Below are 23,790 nucleotides of genomic sequence, written 5' to 3' on the forward strand. Positions count from 1 at the left end.
GAGAAACATAAAAATTTGAGGCATTAGATGTCCTTACTGCTACAAATCATTTTGTTATTATTTGCGACCTTAATCTTTGCACCATTGGCAAAACGCTATGCCTCAACCCCTGTTTTGGGTTATCTGATGGCAGGGCTATTGCTGGGTTCTGGTGTTTTTAATCTGATTGATGATGCAGGGCTAATCAGTCAACTGACTGACTTGGGCATGGTCATGTTGATGTTGTTTCTGGGCTTTGCCTTTAAACCGCAACAACTCTGGGTACAGCGCCATAATCTGATGATCAATAGTGGATTGCCACTGCTACTTAGCATTATTTTTCTGGTCAGTGCCAGTTTTTTCATCCTACAGGATTTTCTAAAAAGTATGATTCTGGGCTTTGCACTTGCCCTGTCATCCATCACCCTTGTACAGCAACTGCTTCAAAATAAAATACAAATCAACAGTAAATTGGGGCAGACTGCACTACCCAGCCTACAGTTACACACCCTGTTTGCAGTGGTTCTAATTGGCTTGTTTCCCCTACTGGAAGACACAGCATCGACCCAGCATGGTATCGCCTATTTCGCTGCGATCATTGCCACCATTTCAGGTTTGTTTCTCGCCAGCCGTTATCTGGTTCGACCTGCCTTTCGCTTTTTGGCACATCGCCACAGTATTGAGCTGATTCCCGTTCTGGGACTATTGATCGTTCTCTCAGTACTTTTAATCATAGATATTCTCAATATCCATGTATTGATTGGCGCTTTTCTGGCAGGCATCTTACTGGCAGAGACTGAGTTTAAGGTGGAAGTTGAACGGATTATTTCCCCTTTTAGAGATGCGGCAATTGGGTTGTTGTTCCTTGCCATAGGACTGGGACTTTCCCTGACTCCCCTGCTACAGTCACCTTTATTCATTCTGGGTTCTATCGTTGGATTATTGCTAATTAAGGCAACTATGATTGCGGCAAGCAGTTATTATCAGCACCGTTCTGCCAAGTTCAGCCTTGGACTGTCCATCCTGCTGGCACAAAGCGGTGAACTGTCTTTTATTCTGCTAAAAATCGCTGAAACCGAACAGTTACTCAGCAAAGAGATTTTGCAACCGACCTTGCTGATCATATTTGGTTCAATGCTGCTCACCCCACTGCTGTATTGGCTAATGAATGCCAAAATCTTGCCCTTGGTGCAGAAAAAAGCTCCTGAACATTCTCAGGATGTGCCACAGCATCCCATTCTGATTGTGGGCTTTGGACGTTTTGGACAAGTAATTGCACGCGTATTACATATGCAAGGTAGGCAGTTCAGTGTGATGGACAGCAATCAGCCTGATGCCGATTTTATTGAACAATATGGACACCATTTCCTGGATGCCGATGTCACCAAAGTCGAAAATCTGCGTGCGGCGGGCATTGAATATTGCAAACTACTGATTATTGCCATTGATGATGTTGAGGACAGCATGAATCTGGCGCGCCATCTTTGTTTAAATTATCCAGACCTGAGCTTACTGGTGCGTGCGCGTGACCGACATCATGCCCATTTATTGCATGATTTAGGCATTCAGCATGTTTGGCGTGAAACCTATCTGTCTTCACTTGATATGGCTCAACAGGCACTAGTTGAAACTGGATATTCAACTGAGGATGCACAGGTAAAAATCAGCCAGTTCCAGCAGCAGGATCAACAGTTGCTCAAGCAGTCGCCTTGGTATCATGATCAGTATGAAACAATGGACAATTATCCCCATGCGCTTGCTGAACTTGAGTATTTGTTTGAAAACATGAAAATTGTTTCTCCTGAACGCGTGCCTGATGATCAGGCGACACAAACTGATGCAAAATCGCCGCATGAAACATCTTGAGTTTTGGCAAAGCGCCACCATTATTGACTGCATACCCCCCATTCACCCACTTGTGCAGCCGTTCAGGCTTGGCAAGTCAAAGCGTTGTTTGTGCGCTGTACGGAATACTGGAGAAAAAGATGTCTGATTTACGCCAACGCTTTTATATTGAAGACTGCCCTGTTCGCGGTGAGGTGGTTCATTTGGAAGAAACGCTGCAAACCATTCTGGCACAACGTGAATATATGCCCGCCGTGCAAAGCCTGCTGGGTGAAATGCTCAGTGCCACCGCCTTACTGGCAAGCACCCTTAAAATCCGTGGCCGTATCAGCCTGCAAATCCAGGCCAATGGCACATTCAAGTGGGCAATGGCGGAATGCAACCACTTGGGTGAAGTGCGCGCACTGGCGGATTATGAAGATGACCCAAGATTTGTAGAGGGGTCGGACAGCCGTACTGTACTTGCGTCACTCAGCAGTCCTGTTCTATTTATCAATATCGAGCCTGAGCATGGCGAACGCTATCAGGGGATTGTGCCACTGGATCAACCGACACTGGCAGGTTGCCTGATGCAGTATTATGACCTGTCTGCACAGATTCCAACACATATTGTTCTGGCAACCAACAGTAAACGTTCGGGTGGCTTACTGATTCAATTGCTTCCACGCAATGATGAGGAAGAGCAGAAACTGGTGGATGAGGATTTATGGCCACGTCTGACCATGCTGACTGAAACACTAAAACCAGAAGAGCTGACCGACCTGCCAGCCAATGAGATCCTGTACCGCCTGTATAATGAAGAAGAAGTACGTTTACCTGATGTTGAGCAGTTAAAGTTTGGCTGTACCTGTTCCAAAGCACGCTGTGCCAATGCCCTGATCCAGATTGGGGTGGATGCGGTACACGAAACGCTGGAAGCACAGAACCCGATTCAAATGGATTGCCAGTTCTGTAATGCACGTTATGAGTTTACTGCCGAAGAAGCTTTGGCCTTGTTTGGCGAACATTTGAGTTAAACTATTGATTAAGCCTTTATATAAAAGATATAAAGGCTTAATTTTGGAAAGTGCCTATCAATCATTTTTTTCACTATGCTACAATAAAAGACTAAAAAATAAGCGTCTTGTTGGAGGTATTTAATGTCAAATATGATGCTCAACCTAGATGCTCAACTTGCAGAAAAATTACAGCGACAAGCTGATTTACATGGCGTTCCCATTGAGGTTGAAATCCATAAAATCCTACAGGCCGCCTTATCACCATCCACAGATACCGCAAACTGGCTAGATAGCATCAGAAAAAAAGCGATGTCTTTTGATGGATTAGAGCTTGATTTACCTAAACGTGAGTATATTCCCGAAACGACTGGATTTATAGAATGATTATTCTGGATACCAATATCGTTTCAGAACTATTACGCAAAAAACCCAATGAACAAGTTATTCACTGGTTACTTCAACAACAAAGATTATCCTTATTCACCACAACAATTAGCTATAGTGAAATGTTATATGGCATCCACATTATGCCTAAAGGGCAGAAACAACAGCAATTATTGACAGGCATCAAGAATATTTTTGATACGGACTTTCGTGATTTAATTCTAAGTTTTGATCAACAAGCAGCCGAACATTATGCAGATATTGCAGCCTTACGTAAAACCAAAGGTCTCCCAATCAGTCAGTTTGATGCAATGATTGCAGCAATCACTCGTAGTAAAAACGCAATTTTAGCGACTCGTAATATAAAAGATTTTCAGTATTGTGGTATAGAACTCATCAATCCCTGGAATATTTGAGTTGACGCATATTGCTCTTGGAAAGCTTTTATTTCTGATAAGTGCTTGTTGCTATTGAGCGTCTTACTTACTTTTTAAACGACCAGAAACAAAACAAGTCTTATACAATCCAGCCTATTGAAATCTTGGCAATTCGTTTCATAATGAAAGAAACCCGATAACGATATTCATCAAATTATGGCAAAAAATTATTATGAGGAACTAGGGGTTACACGCGGTGCCTCAGCAGACGAAATCAAGAAAGCCTATCGTAAATTAGCAAAGAAATATCATCCAGATATTAGTAAAGAAGCAGATGCTGAAGCCAAAATGCAGGCGATTAATGTCGCCTACGATACCTTGGGTGATGCCACTAAAAAGGCTGAATATGACCAGATGCTGGATCATCCACAGGGCTTTGCAGGCTTTGGCCAGGGTACAGGTGGATTTGGTCAAGGCACGGGTGGTTTTGATGGTTCCCAGTTCTATCGCCAAAGTTCAGGCGATGGGGGTGCAGACTTTAGTGGTTTTGAAGACTTGTTCGGCCGTTTTGGCGCAGGGTTTGGTGGTGGGCAGCAGCGTTCGCAACGCCAGCAACGTAGTTACAAGGGCGAAGACCAGCATGCCAGCATTCAAGTTGATTTAGACATTGCCTATCACGGTTCGACCCAGCAAATTACCCTACAGATTCCGACCTACAATGCCTATGGTGAGCCTGAGGTACAGCGCAAAACGCTGGAAGTCAAAATTCCAAAAGGCATGAAAGAGGGTCAGCAGATTCGTCTCAATGGGCAGGGCCAGAGTGGCATCAATGGTGGTGAAAATGGTGACCTGTATATTGAGATTCAATACAGGGATACAGACCGCATCCATGTGGAGGGGGCCGATGTCTACCAGACCATTGATGTAAGCCCGTGGGAAGCGGGTCTGGGCCAGAGCATTGAGGTTTCCACCCCTGCTGGGCAGTTGAAAGTCAACCTCCCTAAAAATGCCAAGAATGGTCAGCAACTCCGCTTAAAGGACAAAGGGATTCCAAACAAGACCGCAGGTCATCTCTACCTGATCATCAATATTGTGTTACCGCCAGCGCACAGTGAACAGGAACAGCAGGCCTATCAGCAGTTTGCCGATACCTTCTCCACTTTCCGACCTCGTGCCTCATAAGGAGCAAGATCATGACAACCATTCAATACAAAGAAATTCAATATAACGGTCACTGCCAGGTTGAAATCATTGATGAACAATTGGCACTTGATCTTGAGCATTTTGCCGAAGCCTGTGGTCAAAGCACCGACTGGGTACTCAAGCTGATCGACTACGACATTTTGCAGATTCAGGTTGATCCGCAAAGCCACCAGTTCATTGGTGAAGATGTTGCCCGCGCCCGTCGTGCCTACCGTTTACAGCGTGACTTCGATGCCAGCCTATCTGCAGTTGCGGTGATGCTGGACCTGATTGATGAAGTGCAGCAACTCCGCAGGCAGTTAAAACATTTTCATTCGTGAGGAAATAATAGTCTCCGTTAGAAAGAAATATTCATATTCTCTCTTAAGATAGTCTCTTTCCATTTTAATAAAATTTGGTTAGTCTAAGTCCTGTTAAATTTTTTTAAGAGAAATATGAAAAATTTTTTAATCTACTTTAGGAATAATAACCTTGAAGTAACACATAAAATTTATGTACGAGCTAGAAATAGCCATAATATTGTAGAGGCCGCAAAAAAAATTTTAGATATTAGCGAGTACTATTGTTATGACTATATAGATTATGGCCAAAGTAAGAAAAAAAATATTTCATTAATTATTATTTAGAGATTCTTTTATGAAAAATACTTTATTAGTGAGCATGGCATTTATAGTGACAGGATGTGTTAGTACGAGTCATGTTCTTCCAATGGGTAAAGACACTTTTTCTATTTCTGCTACCGCCGATGGTTTTCGTGATGCCGCATCAGCAAGGAATAAGGCATTTAACAAGGCTACCGAACAATGTACCACAATGGGTAAAAATTTTATGTTTGTCAATGAATCTATTATGCCTACACGTATGGGTATTGATACAACAATTACGCTTACATTTCGTTGTTTAACAGATAATGACCCACTATATACACGACCTAATATTCAGCATAGTCCAGATGTGATTATCGAGAATCGGAATAGATAAGTAAAATTAATATAAATATGTACGGCTAGTTTTATCAATTTTCTCCAAATACATTAGACCAAAAATCCACCCCCAATACTCAAGAAACTAGCCATAATAACTAAATCTAAAAGCTATATAAAATACGACTTATTTAAGTTTGGTCATTTTCTCAACCTCTTTGAGGGTTTGTTTAATCGGTTCATAGTCCAGAAACCAGAGCAGGTTCAGGTTGCGTTGTTTATGCTGCTGTGCCAGCAGGTCAATGACACTACGCTCACCCCGTCCCACCAAATGCTGCTGATAGAAATAGTACAGCAACAGTACTGTACTTAATAACATCACCGCCAGCATGATCCAGAACCCAACAGGTGACTTTAATCCTGGAATAAACTCAAAGTTCATTCCGTAAATTCCCGTCAGCAAGGTCAGGGGTGCGAATACGGCGGTGATGATCGCCAAAATCCGCATATTTTCATTGGTCTGGTTGGCAATCGCCGAAAAGTGTAAATCAATGGCCGATTGAATGGCGTTTCTCAAGCGTAAGGTATGCTTTTGCACACGCTCCACATGGCTCATCAGGTCATTCAGTCGAACCAGAAGAATGTCCTGTGTTTTGTGTTTATGTTCACTGACCACATGATGGTAGTTGTCTACCAGCTCATCCCGAAATTCCTGCAAGGTCTCAATCTGTTCCTCACACAGGTTTTCAATCTGCTGGAATGCCATATCCTCATGGAACAACTGATGCCATTGCTTAAAACGGCGGTTGCCCTGCAACAGTTGCTGTTGCCAGTATTCAACACGGCGTGTCAGTGGGGTGCGCAGGTTGAGGTAGCCATCAATCATGCTGTTGAGCAGGCGCAAACAGAGATCCGCTGGGGTACTGGCCAGTTTACGGGGTTTATTCTGCTCCTCAATCGCCCGCCCCATAATGGTCTGGATGCGTTGGATATAGCTTTCCACCGCCTTATTGCCCTGCTCCCTTAAACTGATCAGGACATTCGGCGTTAAGATAAAACTCATCGGTGTGGTGGCCAAGCCAAAAACACTTTCATGAGATTCCAGTGGACTGTCACTTTCATAAATCTGGTCGTCTGGGCTAATCAGTTTGCGGAACACCAGCAGGTCATATTCCTCGACACTATCGAAAGCACAGGGATGTTCGATATTGAGCAGGTCGCGCATATGAAACTCATTCAAAACCAGCCCTGTGTGCTCATAAACATTGTTCTGCCAGGATTCTGTATGGTTGACCAGATCCTGCCTTAAACTATCCACCCACAAAAATTCCAGCGTATGTTCTGATTGTTCTTCGGCACTAATAAAAATCGTATCTTCACTGTTATGACGATAAAAATAATAAAGCTGCATAACCCTGATATTCATCTAAATCCTAAAAATATCATGCCATAAAAAAGCCCACACAAGGCGGGCTTTTTGTCAGTCGATTGCAGCGATTATGCTTGTTCGATGTCTTTCATGGTCAATTTGATACGACCACGGTTATCCACATCGGCAACCTGAACCTTAACGTCCTGACCTTCTTTTAATACGTCAGTCACGTTGGCAACACGTTCATTTGAAATTTGTGAAATGTGAAGCAAACCGTCTGTACCTGGTAGGATATTCACGAATGCACCGAATTCAACGATACGAATCACTTTACCTGTATAGATTGTGCCTGGCTCAACTTCAGCAGTAATCGCCTGAATCTTGGCAATTGCAGCTTTAGCGGCAGCCTTGGTTTCACCAAACACACGCACTGTACCATTGTCTTCGATATCAATCGCAGCCTTGGTTTCTTCGGTAATAGCACGGATGGTTGCACCACCTTTACCAATTACATCACGAATCTTGTCTGGGTTGATGCTGATCACTTCAAAGGTTGGCGCATTGGCGCTGATTTCCGCACGGGCACGTGAAATCACCTTGTTCATTTCGTTCAGGATGTGCATACGACCAGCAAATGCCTGATTCAATGCAACTTCCATGATTTCTTCGGTAATTCCTTCAATCTTGATGTCCATTTGCAGTGCAGTGATCCCGTTTGCAGAACCCGCCACTTTAAAGTCCATATCGCCAAGATGGTCTTCATCACCCAGGATGTCAGAAAGCACTGCGAAACGCTCGCCCTCTTTCACCAGGCCCATTGCGATACCCGCAACTGGTGCCTTAAGTGGAACACCCGCATCCATCAGTGCAAGTGAAGCACCACATACAGACGCCATTGAAGATGAACCATTCGATTCAGTAATGTCTGAAACCACACGTAACACATACGGGAAACGGTCAACTGGAGGAAGTACCGCCTGTACACCACGACGCGCCAAACGGCCATGACCGATTTCACGGCGTTTAGGGCCAGATTCACGACCTGTTTCACCTACAGAATATGCAGGGAAGTTATAGTGCAACATGAAGCTGTCAGTCTTGGTACCAGCCAAGGTATCGACCATCAACGCATCACGTGTGTTACCTAGAGTTGCAGTCACAAGTGCCTGAGTTTCACCACGGGTAAACAATGCTGAACCGTGGGCACGATCCAACACGCCAACCTGAACGTCGATACCACGAACTGTTTTGGTGTCACGACCATCAATACGCGGTTTGCCAGACAAGATGTTGTCACGAACAGTACGGTACTTAAGGTCTTCGAACAGGAAGTCAACTTCGTCCGCGATGCCATCAACATCTTCTTCAGGAACGAACTGCGCTTTCGCTTCTGCATACAGCGCATCCAAAGCCGCATAACGGTCTTGTTTTACCGCAATGGTATATGCCTCTGAAATTTTTGCTTCAAACGCTTCTTTCAGTTTTGCACGCAATTCTTCATTGTGTGTTGGCGCAACCCACTCAGATTCTTTGGCACCAACGGCAGCGGCAAATTCTTTAATGGCTTGTACTGCAATTTGCATTTCATCATGACCAAACAGAACCGCACCCAGCATCTGGTCTTCTGAAAGTTCTTTCGCTTCAGATTCAACCATAAGCACTGCTGATTCCGTACCTGCAACCACAAGGTCAAGGTCAGACTGTGCAAGCTGTTCAAGCGTTGGGTTAAGAACATATTCACCATTGATCAAACCAACACGCGCACCACCAATTGGGCCACGGAAAGGTGTGCCCGCAATAGACAATGCGGCAGATGTACCCAACATTGCAGCAATGTCAGCATCCATGGTTTTGTCAGAAGAAACAACGGTTGCCGTTACCTGAATTTCGTTGAAGTAACCCTCTGGGAACAACGGACGAATTGGACGGTCAATCAAACGAGAGATTAAGGTCTCTGCTTCAGAAGCACGGCCTTCGCGCTTGCCATAACCACCAGGGATACGACCAGCTGCATATTGTTTTTCTTGATAATTCACAGTTAACGGGAAGAAGTCCTGCCCCGCTTTTGCTTTTGGCTGTGCAACCACCGCAACAAGAACAGTCACACCACCCATTGTGATCAACACTGTATTTGCCTGACGTGCAACACGACCCGTTTCTAAAACAACCTGGTGCTGACCAAATTGGAATTCTTTACGAACGATATTAAACATTGACATGTATTATATTTTCCTGGTTTCTTTTAAAAAGTTATTCTAGTGAGACCCCTAAGGTTTGGCATTCAGACCACAACTCGCGTGTGGATAAATGACAAAGCTTAGAAGCCATCGCACCAGATCAAAATTTTTAAATAAATTTAAACACAAAGAAGGAGCGAACATGCGCCCCTTCTAAAAATCGCCTAACTTAAATCAGGCGAAACTTTGTTTTCAGCGTTAAGGCATTGCAACATGCGAAATACCGAAAATAAAGCCAAATCGAATTAACGACGTAAACCTAATGCGCCGATCAAAGCAACATAACGGCCGTGATCTTTACCATTTAAATAGTCAAGTAGTTTACGACGCTGGTTTACCATACGGATCAAACCACGACGGCTGTGGTGGTCATGTTTATGCTCTTTAAAGTGACCTTGCAAATCATTGATTTGAGCAGTCAACAAAGCAACCTGTACTTCTGGTGAACCTGTGTCGTTTTCAGCACGAGCAAATTTAGCGATGATCTCTGCGCGATCTGCGTTAGTTAAAGCCATTCGATTTCTCCGAGATGCTTAAAAAATAAAATGATAATGATCAGTTGCAAGCAACTGATTGCCGTGCATCACTACAGCAAGTCGCCTATTTTAAGTGATCTATGGCTATATTGCAAAAATGTTTTTATTTCGTCATTTAGACAATGACAATTGTCAGAAAAACAGGCAAACTATTTATCAATTCTGTTTTCAGTTTGTAACAGAAATGAAAGAAAACGAAAAATTAGCGAGGGAATCGTGAAAATCTTATCCACCAATACCTGTTATGTGCCAGATGACCTCAATCAAGTCATTCGTTCCAAAGATGAAGTTGCAGCTGAATTGGGCGGCATGACGGAAAAACAGGTCCAGAAGATTTGGGATAGTGTTGAATGTCTTTATAAAACGGGGAACTATCCTTTAATTACCTTATGTCTACGTCGACAGGGACAAATCCTGCTGAACCGTAGTATTGGTTATGCCCAGGGCAATTCTCCCGATGGTCTTGCGACGGATGCCAAGATCGGCACACCAGATACCCCCGTTTGCCTGTTCTCAGCCTCTAAAATGGTCACGGCAATGCTGGTGCACATGCTGGATGAGCGTGGTGACCTGAACCTGCTGGACCCAATCAGCTATTACATACCTGAATACGGGGTCAATGGCAAACGTCGCGCCACCCTGTTCCACCTGTTATCACATCGCGGTGGAATTCCACGGATTGAGGGTGAGGTGACGCCTGAACTGCTGTTTGATGAGAAAGAGATTTTAAAGCGCCTGTGTGCAGCCAAGCCCGTTTCACCATCAGGCACCCATCTTGCCTATCATGCCGTGACCGCAGGCTATATTCTGGGTGAGGTGGTAAAACGTGTCACAGGACAAAGTGTGCGTGAATATTTGGCTGAACATATTGAAAAACCAATGGGTCTGGATTATTTCAACTATGGCCTAAAACCTGAGTACCGCGCGGACGTTGCACTGAACTATGCCACTGGCATGCATCCAAGTTTGGGTACTGATCGTTATTTAGAGCATGTGCTGGGTGCTGGACTACAAACGGCTGTCGACATTACCAATGACACACGTTTCATGGACACCATCTGCCCTGCTGGCAACATCTACACCAGTGCAGAGCAGTCAGGACGTTTTTTTGAAATGTTGCTCAGCGGCGGTGAGTATCAGGGCAAACAGGTCATGAGTGCCAAAACCGTTTTCCGTTCCACCTTGCCGACCTCTGGCGTCAGTATTGACCGTAGTTTACTTGCGCCGATGCGTTATGCTCTAGGGCCAATGCTAGGCAGTAACCCTATTGGCTTGTTTGGCCCAATGACGGGACAGGCGTTTGGACATATTGGCTTCTCAAATATTTTATGCTGGGCCGATCCAGAGCGTGACATCAGTGTGTCATTACTCACCACAGGAAAATCTGTGGTTGGTACCCACTTGCCCGCACTGGCAAAAACTTTGTACCAGATCTCAAGCAACTGTCCAAAAATCCCGAAAAACCAGCGCCGCTCATTATTTGCCACTGACCGTAGCGAAAATGATCTGGTTTAATCAGTTGAAAAACAACTACGCACAAAAAAGCCCAAGTTTTCGCTTGGGCCTCTGCGCGTAGTTTTTATTATTCTAGTTTTGATTTATTTTTATTCTTTATTGCTTGTTATTTTTTCATTCAGACCCTCTGAACGTTCCACAATATTATGATTTTTATGTTTCCTTTGGTTACATCTTCTTCCCTCTATACTTACTATTCTGTCAAAATTAATTATGGAGAAAAATAGCATTTTTCTCATCTCTTTGTAAGCAAAAACGTACGGTTCTGTATAACATTTAACTTAACAATCCAGAAAAATTGTTAGACAACAATATTTTACTCTCAGATGATGCCGTTATTTTTCAACAGATAAATGTCTATACACAAAACAGTGCAAATGAGCTATCACAATAATTGATTAAGTATGGTCCAAACGATATTGGTTAAAATAAAACCAATATTTATCATAATGTTATTCATTCAATATGGATAAAAATAAAAAAGCCCTGTAGTCTCTCCCAAAACTACAAGGCTTAGCGGCTGTAAGTTTCCTCTTTTATCACTTACCTCACTGTAAGTTCGCTGTCTTTTAGACTTTCTTATTATCGTTTTGCGATTTACCTAGCTTTCCGTGCTAGGCTCTTTGTGTGTACATAATCTCAAAAACACTCAGCTTGCTCTAGCGACAATATCTCGAATCCTTGTAAGCTTTTTCTTACAAAACAGTGAATTTTAAAGAATAAGTTTATAATCCAGCAAAATTGATCTTTTGTACTAAACCACTGCGGCGAACTGTTCGAATTGTAAGCGCCTGTTGCAAGGTGCCTGAATCGGCCAGAATACTGACCACTTTTTTGGCGCGTGTTACCGCGGTATAAATCAGTTCCTGACTCAGTAATTTCTCTGCGGGAGCATCCAGAACAATCGCGGTATGGGTAAATTCAGAGCCCTGTGACTTGTGAATGGTGAGCGCAAATGCAGTTTGCATGTTCCGAGGTAAGCGATGTGCAGCAATCCATTTATCCAGACTTGGAAAATACACCTCAAACTGCTGAGATTGGCTTCTATGTTTAAAACAAATGCCAATGTCTCCATTGGAGATTCCAAGCTGATAGTCATTATAGGTCATCATCACAGGGCGGCCCACATACCAGTCACCCACCGCAATCTGTTTAAGCTGCTGGTTGAGCCACTGTTCAGCATAACGGTTCAGTTGCTGCAATCCCAGTTGACCATGTCGAACGGCGGTTAAGATTCGGTAATCATCAAATGCGTGTATGACCTGCTGGATATGCAGTTCTGGTTCATCCACCTGCATATAGTGTTGCAGTGCCTCAACATAGCCCTGAAATCCATACATCAACTTTTGTTGATAGGGTTCAATTTCGAACTCACCATACTTGGGCAAATATTCCAGTTGAATAAAATCTGGCATCTCTTTGGATAATGCAATCGGTTGCAAGCTGGTAGGCGCAGCAATCTCCTGTTCCAGTCTGGTCAATACCTGAGCATGTTGTGTTGGCTCCTGCTGGGCCTGAATAAATCTTGCCAACTGTCCAATTTTTGCCTCACCCGCAAAACGGCGGCTTTTTTGCAACTGGACACGGTTTTCAGCCAAGCCCTGCACCTGCTGCAAGTCTGCCAGTACAGAACCCACATCCACAGAAGCCAACTGGTTGGCATCGCCCAGTAAAATAATGCGGCAGTGTTCGGGCACCGCCTCAAACAGCAGTGTTGCCAGATTCAAGTCCAGCATGGAGGCTTCATCCACCACAATCACGTCATAGGGCAAAGGCTGCTTTTGGTGAAAACGTGGGATCTGCCGATTGCCCATACCCAGCAAACGGTGCAGGGTCTGGGTGTTTTGGTGGCGCAGTTCATCGGTGACCAATCCCGACTCAAGCAGTTTTGGATCATTCAATGAATGTTGCAAGGCCTCCTGCATACGCTGGGCTGCCTTTCCTGTGGGTGCAGCCATCGCAATGCGTAGGTCAGGAATCATCTGGTTCAGTACCGCGATAATACGGGCCAGCGTATAGGTCTTGCCTGTTCCTGGCCCCCCTGTAATGATACTCAGCCATTGCTGCATCACCATTTTAAGGGCAGCCTGCTGATGTTCATCGCTAAGCAAGTGCTGATAAGGTGCTGTATCGACCAACTGAATCGTTTGTCGCTTTAATCGACAAATCTGATCAGCTAGGCGTTGTTCCAGTTGCCAATATCGGTATAATGCCAAGCCCTGCTGATCGTGGACGCATGGGGCAACCTGAGTGGCTGCAACATCGCTGCAAACCACCAGATCGCCCAGTGCCTCAAGCTGTGCTGGATTTGCCTCAATACAACTGTCGCCTTGCAGGCTGGCCTCAATCAGTTGCTGTAAGATTTGCGCTGCACCAACTGCCTGAGCTGATTGGGAAAATGGTGCCTGTGTGAGATAGCTACTCCACATCTCAAGCCAGCCCGCCGTTGCTGACTGATCATTTACTTGTTTGTCCACAGAGTTATCCTCAAACTTACCCACACGCTTGTCCACAAGGTTATAAACATGCTTATCCACATGATAAGCTACTGTTTAATCTAAATTCATTACTTTTATCTACATTGGTTTGCCCATTTTATCCTCAGAAAAATATCCGAGGATAGCATCCAGACGCAAGATAAATTCAACATCAGGTTTCCAGTACAGATAGCCCTGCTGCGCCTGTCCATTCATGCCACGCAAATACAGATAGGATGCCCCACCTAGATGCTGCTCAATCTGGTAATTCTGTAGTTTCACGCTTAGGTAGCGGTGCAGTGCCACCAGATACAAGGCCGCCTGTAACCAGTAACTCGACAGCGACATGCTGTCCGCAATCTGGCTGGGCTGGTAATCTGCCTGTTCAGCGCCCAGATAGTTACTTTTATAATCGGCGATATGGTAGCGCTGACCATCGAAATAGACCAAGTCAATTGAGCCATTCAGGTAGCGGGCAGATTTCGCCTCCAGCAATTCAGGCATGCTGATGCCATATTCTGTGAACAGTTGCTGTACGCGCTGCATGGCCAGCACACGATCCGACAAGGCCAGATAAAATGGACATTCCGACAGATATTGTCCTGTCAGCAATTGTTTTAATTGAAAACCCTGATTCAGTGGCGTGGCCAATACCTCACCCAGCCATGCCGCAATCCATTGGTATAGTTGCTGCTCTGAGTTTTCCTGTGCTGGAAAATAATTCTGGTATTGATCCAGCAAGTCAAACCATAAGCCTTGATAGGTATTCTTAAAACGGCGGCGAATTTCCTCAACCCACGTTTCAGGTCGCTGGAAATCAATCTGCTCAAAAATCTCATGCAGAAAATTTCCAGCCAGTGTTCCTTTCGGGAAATATTGCTTAATCCACGCGATTGGTTGGGAAACAGGCGCAGATGCTGTCAGTATAACGTTTAGCTCATCTTCAGCCTGATCAAAGTTCTGCTCAATATTGGCCAGACGATCCGCATGACTAGCCTTGTGTCTTAAATGCTGTGCCAGATAACTGAAGCTGGTCTTGCCCCGTGCATAAAAACGCTGCATAGGTAAAGGCTGTGCGGAAAGTGGAATTCTTTGTTGGGTCTGCTGACGATGCAATACCTGTGGTCGCTCCAAAACTAGGGCTTCATCCAGACAATGTGGATGCTGGAATACCTCACCCTGATTCTTCCAGAATGCCAATCCTGAAAGTTTGTTCTTATCGCCCTTTTCAGGTTCAAACACCGCATAGACCCGATGACTGGCACGGGTCAGCGCCACATACCACAAACGGTTCTGCTCAGCCTGCGCCCGTTGCTGGTGCTGATCCAGCTCATTCTGTTGCAGAAAGTTTTTATCCGCAATCGCCACCACGCGTTGTGTTCGTGTTTGCCCTGTTTCTGGCAACTGGATTTCCGTGGTTGAGAAATTTAAAGTCTTTTGTATCTCAGAAAAGGCTTTATTCGCCCCAAGTAAAAAGACGATTTTAAATTCCAAACCCTTGGACTGGTGGATGGTCATCAACTGCACCCCAGCTTCACTGGAAAGCTTATGTTCCAGTTCCCATTCACGGTCACTGGGGGAATTGAGCTGCTTTAAATACCAGTGATAGAGGTTTTGTGCCCCCTGCACATGCTCGCTGTGCTGACTCAGGATATCAGTGAGATGGCGCAGATTGACCACTGCCCGTTCATTGTCCTTGCTCTGGGTGGCAACCAGTTGCTGCCAGATACCAAACTGGTTTAGGCAGCGTTGCCATGCTACCAGAAACCCCTGATTCAGCCACATCTCACGGATGTCATCGAATTGCTGGATATAATGGCTCAAGCCCTCTGAACTTTGTTCCAGTGCCAACAGTCGAGTTAAATCAAATCCAAACAGTCGACTCAGCAAGGCACGCTTTAACTTGGCCTCATCATAGGGATGCAGCAAGGCCGTGAGTAAAGCGCCTATATCCTGTGCAATCTTTGAATCAAACACACTACGTTTTGAGGGGCGATTGACACGGATTCCCAAGTGTTCCAGTGCATACTGCACCTCGTCCAGTTGTCGGTGGCTACGGGAAAGCACCGCAATATCATCTTCACAAATGACCTTGCGTATCTCACCATCTAGGCATAGCTGCTGCAAATGTGCCTGATTCAGCAAGCTCTGGATTTTCCATGCGACTTGAGTGGCTTGCTCATTACCCTCTTGCAGTTGCAACCAGCGCAACGGTGCGGGATTGGCCTGTTCATTGTCAATCAGGGCAGGATGTGGACGCGAACCAGCCTGAATCGGGTCATAGATCACCTGCTCGCCAAAATCCATTTGCCGCTGAAACAGCACATCCACCACTTCAACCAGTTCTTTCACCGAACGGTGGTTGTGGATCAGTTTATATTCACGCCCCTGCTTCGCCATAATATCCTGATAGGCATTCAGGAATGTCAGCATGTCGCCACCACGGAAGCCATAAATCGCCTGTTTACGGTCTCCGACCATAATCATGCAGCCCTTTTGGTAGCGCTGCGGATGTCGCCAGATGCTCGCCAGCATATCATCCTGATCCTGATTGGTGTCCTGAAACTCATCCACCAAAATCAACGGATAACGTGCCTGTACAAATACCGCAAAATGTTGCCCCTGCTCGCCCTTTAAGGCATCTGACAAGGTTTTAATCTGCTGGGCAAAGGTGGTTTCACCCTTTTGTTGCAGGATTTGCGGTAGTCGCTTCTTTACCTCAACACACAAATAAGCCTTTAAATAAACCTGTAGCTGCTCAAACTGTTGCTGGGTCTGCTGGATCGCCTGAAATAATGCCTGTAGTTGTAATAGGGTTGGATGCTGATAAAAGCCATCGGCGATTTCAGCAGGGCATTTTTTAAAAATCTTTTGATTGTCCAGCCTATCCAGAAACTTGAATACCGCATCACGCGCATCAGCAAAATAGGCATCAAAAATCTGGATGCTTTCAGGCTGTTTTAAGGCGTTCAATAAGCTTGAGCAATGCACTGTAAATAAGCTATGAAAGGCATGATTACGGAATGTCGCACCATTAATATGTGAATAATAGGCTCCATCTAGATGAAAATAATCTGCCAGTGTATCAAGGTCGATCTCGGTCGCCTGTTGTTGCCAATATTGTAACTGCGCCAGTTCAATCTCAGGCATGTCAGGCAATTTAAATTGTGCCGAACTAAAGTTGAGCGAGCTTTCCACCATGCTGATAAAATGCTCAACGCTTTTTAGCCCACCCACACTATAAAGTGCATCAATCACCTGTTGTGGCTGCGACTGAATCCATTCGCGCAACACATCGTGGATCAATTGACGGGTATAGCTCTTGGCATCTTCAGTAATTTGGGCACGTTCGATCTTGCCACTTTCAAAGGCAAACTCGCGCAATAGCTTCTGGCTAAAGCTGTCCAGTGTCCCGACAAACAACTCATCCAGTTGGTCAATCACCAGTTTCAACCGTTCACAGGCATAGGCGATACGTGGCGCAAAGGTTTTTAACACATGTTGTTTTAGCGGATCAGTTTCCTGCTCCGCCTGCATGTGAATATCAGTTTCCAGTACGCTGCGTAATGGCTCCAGATACTGCTGAATCTCCACCAGACGCAAACGGATACGGCTTTTTAGTTCGGCAGCGGCGGCACGGGTAAACGTGGTAGCAATGACCTGATTCGGTAAGTATTTTTCCAGAAAAATCCGTACCATTAAACTGGACAAGGTATAGGTTTTGCCTGTTCCAGCCGAGGCTTCGATCAGGTGCAACCCCTCAAACTGAATATCCCGAATCGGTTGATAAGACACAGAAAAATGTGAGTTCATGCCTTACTCCACACGTAAAAATTCGAAAATAGGTTGATACAACGCATGGGAATAATGATCACAGGCATAGTGTAACAATACGGTTGCATCCTGTTCCTGCAAAAGGAACTGCCAGTCACGATGCAATTTACACGCTTCATTTTGAGTCATATCAAAACCAGAAAAATCGCCTGTATCATTCCAGTCTTTTAAAACCTGTTTTTGGCTGTCTTCAACTAGAACCCTTTGAGACTCCTGCTCGACCCATTCGTGGAACTTGCCTTTTTCCATTGGCTTCAAGATCAAGGCTGCGGGTAAAACCACAGGCTGTTGCTGTGCCTCTTGCCACAGTTGTAACCAGTGGTTTAAATAGTGTTTCGCTTGTTCGGAACCCAGTCCCTCACAAATCACGGTCTGGTCACTAAACACCACGATACGGCGTTTTTCTGTAGCGGAGTCATCGTTCAGCACAGCCAGCCACAACAAATACTCCAGCCAGACCTTAACAAAACGTTTAGCCCGCGCACTCGACGCTTCCACACTGACCCAGTCCTGTACATTCTGTTTTGGCGTGACACAGGCCATTTGCAGTTGTTTTGAGATACGCCAGACCCGTTGTGTGGTTGGTGTCGGGGCTGCCGCATATTGCTGTAAACGTTCAAGCAAGCGCTGTTGCTCCAAGCGGCTTTGCTGCCATGCACTGTGCTGTACCTTTCCAACTGGAAGCTGATCCTGCAAGATACCAGCCGAGGTCTGTTCATCCTGCTGCTGTAGAAAATGACGAATGGCATATTTCCCCAAACCATCCAGCAATAACGGTTCAGTTTGATCCACCAGTTCAGTTGCCGTTAAATTTTCCACCCCCAGGGTTTTTAAATACAAACGCGCTGGGAATGCCACATCCTGAATCCATTGCTGGCTATTTAGAATCAGCATCTCATCATGTTCAACAGGATAACGGGTATTCACCCACGCCTGCCGTTCCCCTTTGACCTGCTGAATTTGCGATGCGACATTAAACCAGTGGTCCTGATAACGGACATGGCCCTGTTCCGCCATAAAACCCAGTGGATCAAAGGGCTGTAGCCGATGGATATGATAAAGCGGATAAAGTTGTGGGGGGATGTCATCAAATGAAGTCTCTTCCTCAGGAAGCGATTTAGAGAGGGAGGGCTTTACAATCAACGCCAAATGATCCCGAAAGGCCTGCAAAATACTGGAGGGTTCACGCACCTCCCCATCATTGACATCAAAGCCATTATAAAACAGCCAGAGCTGTTCCTCGGCCAAAAGCACCGCATCCAGAAAAGCCCCCTGATCATCTTCTAAACGAGAACGGTCACCCAATTGCTGACGTAATGCATCCATTAAATCAAAGGGAATATGCGCATCCCGATTGGGGAATTTACCTGTATCCAGATTAAGCAACACAATCAGGCGATAAGGAATCGGGCGAATCTGTCCAATCTGGCTAAAGGTGATCTGTCCTGTTGGCTCAACCTGTGCCGATTGGCTTTCCAGCGTCCGTTGAATTTCCTCAATGATATAAGGCAATGGCAGTGTAATCTGGCGCAAATGGGTTTCAGCATCATCATAATAACTCGCCAAAGTCAGCATCCGTTCCTGCTTCTGTACAATCTCACGCACGGCCTTTAGGGCAACAATATCGGCCTGCTCAAACTCCTGAATATCATCCTTGAGCTTTTTCAGCCAGTCCTCAACAGGTGACTGCTGCCCCAGCTCATGCGCAATCAACCAATTGCGTCGGAGAGATAAATCCTGATAAATCTGGATCAATATCCCGATCAGCTCAAAATCATCTGGCTGCACCTGTGCATAGCTCAGTATATCCTGTACCAACACATGCGCTGGCACGGCAATTCCCAGTGCCAGACGATCCAGCGCAAATTTAAAGCTATAGCGATAATCCTGATCATCGGCACTCAAGCTCTGTTTTAAATGTTCAGTATCCAGACCGCGCTTAAAGCCTGCATCACTCAACAAGGCCAGCATCCGTTGTGCCTGGGTATAGTCTAGGCCATAACGCTGTTGTGTTGCAGACAGATTGAGCCAGTCGGCAAAATCATCATGGGCAAAGCGTCCCTGTGTAAGCTGCAAACGCCCCAGCACCGCACGCCATGCATTCAGGGCATCCAGTGATGCCACGCCTGCAATCTTGACAGGCAGAAACACCTCATGCTCATTCGGCACAGCAGGAAAAACACTGCGAATCAATGGCTCAAGCTCAGCCAGATTGGGTGCAAGCACCAGCACATCACTGGGACGGCGAGCAAGCGTATCAGGCTGTGACAACCAATGTACCAACTGTTCCTTTAACACCTCAAGCTGGCGCAAACTGGAATGGCAGACATGCACCTGAATCGAATCATCATCGAGTGCAAGCTCATATTGTTCCGCTTTAGGTTCAGCCAGATAAAAAATATCGGACTGGACCTTACCCAGCAGGGTTTCGGGAAACTGCTCCACAAAGGCATCCACCCATTTCCCTTCCTCACCCGTGGCAAGTTGTGAAAGCAGCGAAAAGTGGTCACGCGCCTGTTTGCCCAACCGTGTCAGTAAGGGATGTCTGGATTCTCGCGCCTGAGAATTAAAAAACAGGGTGAACTGTTCAAAAAAGGTCTGGATTTCAGTATCGGTGGCGTCTGGATTTTTGGCAATAAAACGCTCTTTAACGCCCAAGTCATAACGCTGCTTCCATAGGGGATCGACACTATCCGCCCAATATTCCTGCGAGGGGTTATAGTGCAAAATCAACACATCCAGATACTGCCCTAGACGACGCAAGAATTGCAGTTGGCTGGGTGGCAAGTCCAACAGGGTAAATACAATCACCTGATCTGGAAGCTGCGCCAATGCACGCTGGCGGGTCTGTGGATTGTCCAGAACCCGCCAGAAATCGGCATCAATACTTTGCATCTCCACAAAGTCGGCATGAAAATAGTTTTGCCATAGCCAGCGCTGCCAGGCTTCCAGTTGCTGGGTCTGGTTTAAGCTAAATGCGGAAACTTGCTGGTCAGTTTGGGAGATTAACCGTTCAATATCCAGAGGATGATCTAGCCCCCATGCCGCCAGCCAGTTGCCTGCACAGCGACAATTTCCCTTGCATCCCTGTTGGCAATCGCCACGATAAAGCATGTAGTTGTTAAACAGTTGTGAAATCTGTTCCGCCACCCAATACAACATTCCCTGTTTTTTAAGCTGTTTTTCTGTGCCCTGTTGCAACTGGTCGGCACTGTCATAAATCCGTTGCACAATTGAATAAAGCGGATGCTCTGGCGCAAGGCTATTTTGCTCTGCCTGAATAAAGGGCTGGAGCGCCTGATAAATTCGCCATTTCAGGATCAGCCGTGGAATATTGGCCTTACGGACTTGTTCTTTATTCTCCAGCACTTGTTGATAGGCATACCACTGGAAACCACGAATTTTCTGGTGAAATTGATAGTTGGCGGTCATACCCTGCTGCTCGGCAATTTTCTGGGTCAGCCACTGCTCCTGGGCAGGACTCGGCACAATAAAATGCTGGGTTTTAAACACCTGAAACGGTGATGCACTGGGTTGGGTAATGGAGGCCATCACACCTTGCAATAACACATCAAGGCGTTGACTCTGAATAACATGAATACCCATCCGTTAATACAACCTCATCAATAAACGACTATTTTGATACATGAAAATACATAATCATTAGGGTCAGTTGACATTTCACAGATGCTTGCGACAGAGGACATTTTTAGACGGTACAAGGCATGACTTATGAGATTTAGCCATTCTAAATGATGAGCAGCAAAGCTGCGCAAGATAACGCAGTAACGGCAAAAAATGTCCCTGTCCCGTAGGGTTATCGCTAAAACTGCCCCAAACTTCGTTATGAAACTTGACAAGGGGATCGCCCTTGCCTGCGTTTCATGCCTTGTTTGTGTGGTTTTAGCCTATAACGCAAGGCATGGCTGAAATATCAACTGACCCTACTATACAACTTCATATAACTATGTCACGTTAAACACAGCATGAAATAAAAAATTTGTTTTGAAATTCACCATTCAATACGGTTGAATATACGATCAAGGGATAGACTTTAGGTATAACTTTATGAAAATTGAAAAAATTCCTGATTCAATTGACCCAGGTTTAAATCTGGAACAAATCCGTGATGAATGTCTGGCACGTACCAAGAAGACTGCCTACTACTCTGCGGGTGCGGCCATTGTCCCCATTCCATTTTTCGATGTGGTGGTTGATTTAGGCATGCTCACGAAGATCATTCCTGATATTAACGCACGTTTTGGCCTGGCACCTGAACATATCAGCGTTTATGACCCAGAGACCAAAAAAGTTCACTGGGATGAACTGCGTAAACGTGGCTTCGAGTTTTCAGGTTTTGTGGTGGCACGTACCGCAATGAAAAAATCATTTAATGGTTTTTTCACCAAGATTGCCACCAAACAGGTGACTAAATTCATTCCTCTGGGTGGGCAACTGGTGGCGGCCAGTCTTGGCTATTTTATGATGCGTAAAATCACAGAAGCACATATTCAGGACTGCTACACACTTGCAAAACGGATTCAGCAAAAAAGCCGTAGTACGATTGTAGCGTAATAATAGGATAAGGCAGATTAGTCTGCCTTAAGCTGTTCCAGAATCGCCTTTAACACTTCAATCCGTGCCGTATTTTTATCATCCGTCGCAATCACATGCCATGGCGCATAGTCAGTGGAGGTACGTTCAAACATATCCGCAGCGGCTTCAAGGTAGTCATTCCATTTATCACGGTTACGCCAATCCTCCTCGGTAATCTTAAAGCGCTTATGCGGGGTTTGTTCACGTTCCTTGAAACGGACGGCCTGCTCATCCTTGCTAATCGCCAGCCAGATTTTGACAATCACCGTCTGGCTGTCCACAAGGTTCTGTTCAAAACGGTTAATCTCATCATAAGCACGTTGCCATTCAACCACTGAGGCAAAACCCTCAACACGTTCCACCAGCACACGTCCATACCAGGTCCGATCAAAAATCGTGATCTTGCCGCCATCATTCAGTCGTGTCCAAAACCGCCATAAATAAGGGCGGCGTAATTCATAGCGCTCAGGCGCCGCAATGCTATGAATTTCATATTCACGCGGATCAAGCTTTTTCACAATCCGCTTGATGGCACCACCCTTGCCCGCAGCATCCATTCCCTCAAAGGCAATAATGACCTTGCGTTCATCATAGCGCAGGGCATCAGCCACTTTTTTAGTCAGTTTATTGAGTTCTTCTTTATAATCATCTTTAACCAAACTCTCTTTGGAGGGTTCCAGCAATTGTTTCGGGATGTTTGCCTGTTGCCATTTTTCAGTCATTTTGGTCTGGTGGTCAGGAAGTTCCTGAAGCGTTTGCAAAACATATTGTGCAAAGCACTGGTCGCGGTACTTTTCATCCTCGCCATTAATGATAAACCAGTCATCGGTGAACCTGTGGCTCAGGTTCTGCAAGGTATCGTATTGTTTCTTATTGCGCCAATCCAGACCATGCAGTTTATGCCAGTGCTGTTCCGAGGCATCAATCTGGTCCAGCCGTTTTTGCAATGATTTCCATGACAGGTCGAACCAGACCTTAACCACATGCACATGGTTATGTTGCAGGTCATGTTCAAACGTACGCATTTGCTCAACATAGCCATCAAACAACGCCTCATTTAATGGCTTGGACACATGCATTGCGGTTGCCAGCAGGTCACTGTACCAGTTGCCAAACATCACCACAATCTGCCCTTCGGCAGGTATAAAAGGTGTATAGGATTGCCAGAATGTCTGGTTATTTGTCAATAGCTTCGGGGCATCCGCCTTGACTTTCAGGTAACGGGGATCAAGCCACTCACGCAACTGCTTGACCGCCTCCCCCTTGCCCGCCAGTTCAATGCCACTAACCAGGATCAGGACACTTTTCGCATTGTTCTTGCCCCGACTGTCTTTCAATGCATACTGGGCCTCAATCAGGTCCAGCGAAAGCTCATCTTCATCACGTAATTCAAATTTTGGTTCTTGGGTACTCATGTTTTGCTCTAAACGGCTCATTATTAAAAATAAGTATAGTGAAATCGACCCAGCACCAAGAAAGCCCCTTGTACAGTTTCTGTAGACAAAATGAGTGCA

At 45.5% G+C, this 23,790-nt stretch carries 16 protein-coding genes; 9 read left to right on the plus strand and 7 right to left on the minus strand.

The features are described from left to right. The first annotated feature begins 27 nt into the window (after positions 1-27). The 7 genes from QLH32_RS08945 to QLH32_RS08975 all read left to right on the plus strand — a co-directional run bounded on the left by QLH32_RS08945 (position 28) and on the right by QLH32_RS08975 (position 5,767). A complete protein-coding gene (locus QLH32_RS08945; RefSeq protein ID WP_283269229.1) occupies positions 28-1,845 on the plus strand; it encodes a cation:proton antiporter domain-containing protein in 1,818 nt (605 codons plus the stop codon). 119 nt (positions 1,846-1,964) lie between these two features. Continuing rightward, entirely contained in the window at positions 1,965-2,840 is an 876-nt protein-coding gene (gene hslO / locus QLH32_RS08950) for an Hsp33 family molecular chaperone HslO (RefSeq protein ID WP_283269231.1), read from the plus strand. Positions 2,841-2,963: 123 nt separating this feature from the next. Further along, the gene (locus QLH32_RS08955) at positions 2,964-3,206 is read left to right on the plus strand and encodes a hypothetical protein (RefSeq protein WP_283269232.1); all 243 of its coding nucleotides are present in this window, start codon (positions 2,964-2,966) and stop codon (positions 3,204-3,206) included. Continuing rightward, positions 3,203-3,622 (plus strand): type II toxin-antitoxin system VapC family toxin, encoded by a 420-nt coding sequence (locus QLH32_RS08960; protein ID WP_283269233.1) that lies wholly within the window; start codon positions 3,203-3,205, stop codon positions 3,620-3,622. Before QLH32_RS08955 ends, QLH32_RS08960 begins: the two co-directional genes overlap by 4 nt. 177 nt (positions 3,623-3,799) lie before the next feature. Beyond that, complete coding sequence (locus tag QLH32_RS08965; protein ID WP_283269234.1) at positions 3,800-4,765, plus strand: DnaJ C-terminal domain-containing protein; 966 nt, start codon at positions 3,800-3,802, stop codon at positions 4,763-4,765. A gap of 11 nt (positions 4,766-4,776) precedes the next feature. After that, complete coding sequence (locus QLH32_RS08970; protein WP_283269236.1) at positions 4,777-5,106, plus strand: chaperone modulator CbpM; 330 nt, start codon at positions 4,777-4,779, stop codon at positions 5,104-5,106. 316 nt (positions 5,107-5,422) lie between these two features. Beyond that, positions 5,423-5,767, plus strand: a complete 345-nt coding sequence (locus tag QLH32_RS08975; protein WP_283269237.1) for a hypothetical protein — start codon at positions 5,423-5,425, stop codon at positions 5,765-5,767. A gap of 129 nt (positions 5,768-5,896) precedes the next feature. Here QLH32_RS08975 and QLH32_RS08980 read toward each other — a convergent pair whose 3' ends face one another. From QLH32_RS08980 to rpsO, 3 genes are all read right to left on the minus strand, one after another. Next, the gene (locus tag QLH32_RS08980) at positions 5,897-7,120 is read right to left on the minus strand and encodes a magnesium transporter CorA family protein (protein WP_267981260.1); all 1,224 of its coding nucleotides are present in this window, start codon (positions 7,118-7,120) and stop codon (positions 5,897-5,899) included. A gap of 86 nt (positions 7,121-7,206) precedes the next feature. Further along, positions 7,207-9,294 carry a polyribonucleotide nucleotidyltransferase gene (gene pnp, locus QLH32_RS08985; protein WP_283269309.1) on the minus strand — a complete coding sequence of 696 codons (2,088 nt, stop codon included), beginning with the start codon at positions 9,292-9,294 and terminating at the stop codon, positions 7,207-7,209. Between the two features lie 269 nt (positions 9,295-9,563). Then, on the minus strand, positions 9,564-9,833 hold the full coding sequence (rpsO, locus tag QLH32_RS08990) for a 30S ribosomal protein S15 (protein ID WP_004637724.1): 270 nt from the start codon (positions 9,831-9,833) through the stop codon (positions 9,564-9,566). Positions 9,834-10,070: 237 nt separating this feature from the next. Between rpsO and QLH32_RS08995 the strand changes: the two genes are divergently transcribed. Beyond that, positions 10,071-11,369 carry a serine hydrolase domain-containing protein gene (locus tag QLH32_RS08995; protein ID WP_267981231.1) on the plus strand — a complete coding sequence of 433 codons (1,299 nt, stop codon included), beginning with the start codon at positions 10,071-10,073 and terminating at the stop codon, positions 11,367-11,369. 725 nt (positions 11,370-12,094) lie between these two features. Here the strand turns inward: QLH32_RS08995 and recD are convergent. The 3 genes from recD to QLH32_RS09010 all read right to left on the minus strand — a co-directional run bounded on the left by recD (position 12,095) and on the right by QLH32_RS09010 (position 21,286). Then, positions 12,095-13,798, minus strand: coding sequence for an exodeoxyribonuclease V subunit alpha (gene recD / locus QLH32_RS09000; protein WP_432442312.1), 1,704 nt, complete (start codon positions 13,796-13,798; stop codon positions 12,095-12,097). A 147-nt stretch (positions 13,799-13,945) separates the two neighbouring features. Further along, complete coding sequence (locus QLH32_RS09005) at positions 13,946-17,659, minus strand: UvrD-helicase domain-containing protein (protein ID WP_283269239.1); 3,714 nt, start codon at positions 17,657-17,659, stop codon at positions 13,946-13,948. A 3-nt stretch (positions 17,660-17,662) separates the two neighbouring features. Further along, positions 17,663-21,286, minus strand: coding sequence for an exodeoxyribonuclease V subunit gamma (locus tag QLH32_RS09010; RefSeq protein ID WP_283269240.1), 3,624 nt, complete (start codon positions 21,284-21,286; stop codon positions 17,663-17,665). A 462-nt stretch (positions 21,287-21,748) separates the two neighbouring features. Here QLH32_RS09010 and QLH32_RS09015 point away from each other — a divergent pair, with 462 nt between their 5' ends. Continuing rightward, positions 21,749-22,255: a hypothetical protein gene (locus tag QLH32_RS09015; RefSeq protein WP_279959791.1), complete on the plus strand. Its 507-nt coding sequence runs from the start codon at positions 21,749-21,751 to the stop codon at positions 22,253-22,255. Positions 22,256-22,272: 17 nt separating this feature from the next. Here QLH32_RS09015 and pap read toward each other — a convergent pair whose 3' ends face one another. Continuing rightward, the gene (pap, locus tag QLH32_RS09020) at positions 22,273-23,691 is read right to left on the minus strand and encodes a polyphosphate:AMP phosphotransferase (protein ID WP_283269241.1); all 1,419 of its coding nucleotides are present in this window, start codon (positions 23,689-23,691) and stop codon (positions 22,273-22,275) included. Positions 23,692-23,790 lie beyond the last annotated feature (99 nt).

Origin of the sequence: Acinetobacter corruptisaponis, assembly GCF_030053775.1 — a bacterium.
Taxonomy (GTDB): domain Bacteria; phylum Pseudomonadota; class Gammaproteobacteria; order Pseudomonadales; family Moraxellaceae; genus Acinetobacter; species Acinetobacter corruptisaponis.

Excerpts from the sequence above, each read along its gene's own strand:
- QLH32_RS08945 (WP_283269229.1), top strand. The coding sequence starts at position 28 with ATGTCCTTACTGCTACAAATCATTTTGTTATTATTTGCGACCTTAATC.
- hslO (WP_283269231.1), top strand. The coding sequence starts at position 1,965 with ATGTCTGATTTACGCCAACGCTTTTATATTGAAGACTGCCCTGTTCGC.
- QLH32_RS08955 (WP_283269232.1), top strand. The coding sequence starts at position 2,964 with ATGTCAAATATGATGCTCAACCTAGATGCTCAACTTGCAGAAAAATTA.
- QLH32_RS08960 (WP_283269233.1), top strand. The coding sequence starts at position 3,203 with ATGATTATTCTGGATACCAATATCGTTTCAGAACTATTACGCAAAAAA.
- QLH32_RS08965 (WP_283269234.1), top strand. The coding sequence starts at position 3,800 with ATGGCAAAAAATTATTATGAGGAACTAGGGGTTACACGCGGTGCCTCA.
- QLH32_RS08970 (WP_283269236.1), top strand. The coding sequence starts at position 4,777 with ATGACAACCATTCAATACAAAGAAATTCAATATAACGGTCACTGCCAG.
- QLH32_RS08975 (WP_283269237.1), top strand. The coding sequence starts at position 5,423 with ATGAAAAATACTTTATTAGTGAGCATGGCATTTATAGTGACAGGATGT.
- QLH32_RS08980 (WP_267981260.1), bottom strand. The coding sequence starts at position 7,120 with ATGCAGCTTTATTATTTTTATCGTCATAACAGTGAAGATACGATTTTT.
- pnp (WP_283269309.1), bottom strand. The coding sequence starts at position 9,294 with ATGTTTAATATCGTTCGTAAAGAATTCCAATTTGGTCAGCACCAGGTT.
- rpsO (WP_004637724.1), bottom strand. The coding sequence starts at position 9,833 with ATGGCTTTAACTAACGCAGATCGCGCAGAGATCATCGCTAAATTTGCT.
- recD (WP_432442312.1), bottom strand. The coding sequence starts at position 13,798 with ATGTGGAGTAGCTATCTCACACAGGCACCATTTTCCCAATCAGCTCAG.
- QLH32_RS09005 (WP_283269239.1), bottom strand. The coding sequence starts at position 17,659 with ATGAACTCACATTTTTCTGTGTCTTATCAACCGATTCGGGATATTCAG.
- QLH32_RS09010 (WP_283269240.1), bottom strand. The coding sequence starts at position 21,286 with ATGGGTATTCATGTTATTCAGAGTCAACGCCTTGATGTGTTATTGCAA.
- QLH32_RS09015 (WP_279959791.1), top strand. The coding sequence starts at position 21,749 with ATGAAAATTGAAAAAATTCCTGATTCAATTGACCCAGGTTTAAATCTG.
- pap (WP_283269241.1), bottom strand. The coding sequence starts at position 23,691 with ATGAGTACCCAAGAACCAAAATTTGAATTACGTGATGAAGATGAGCTT.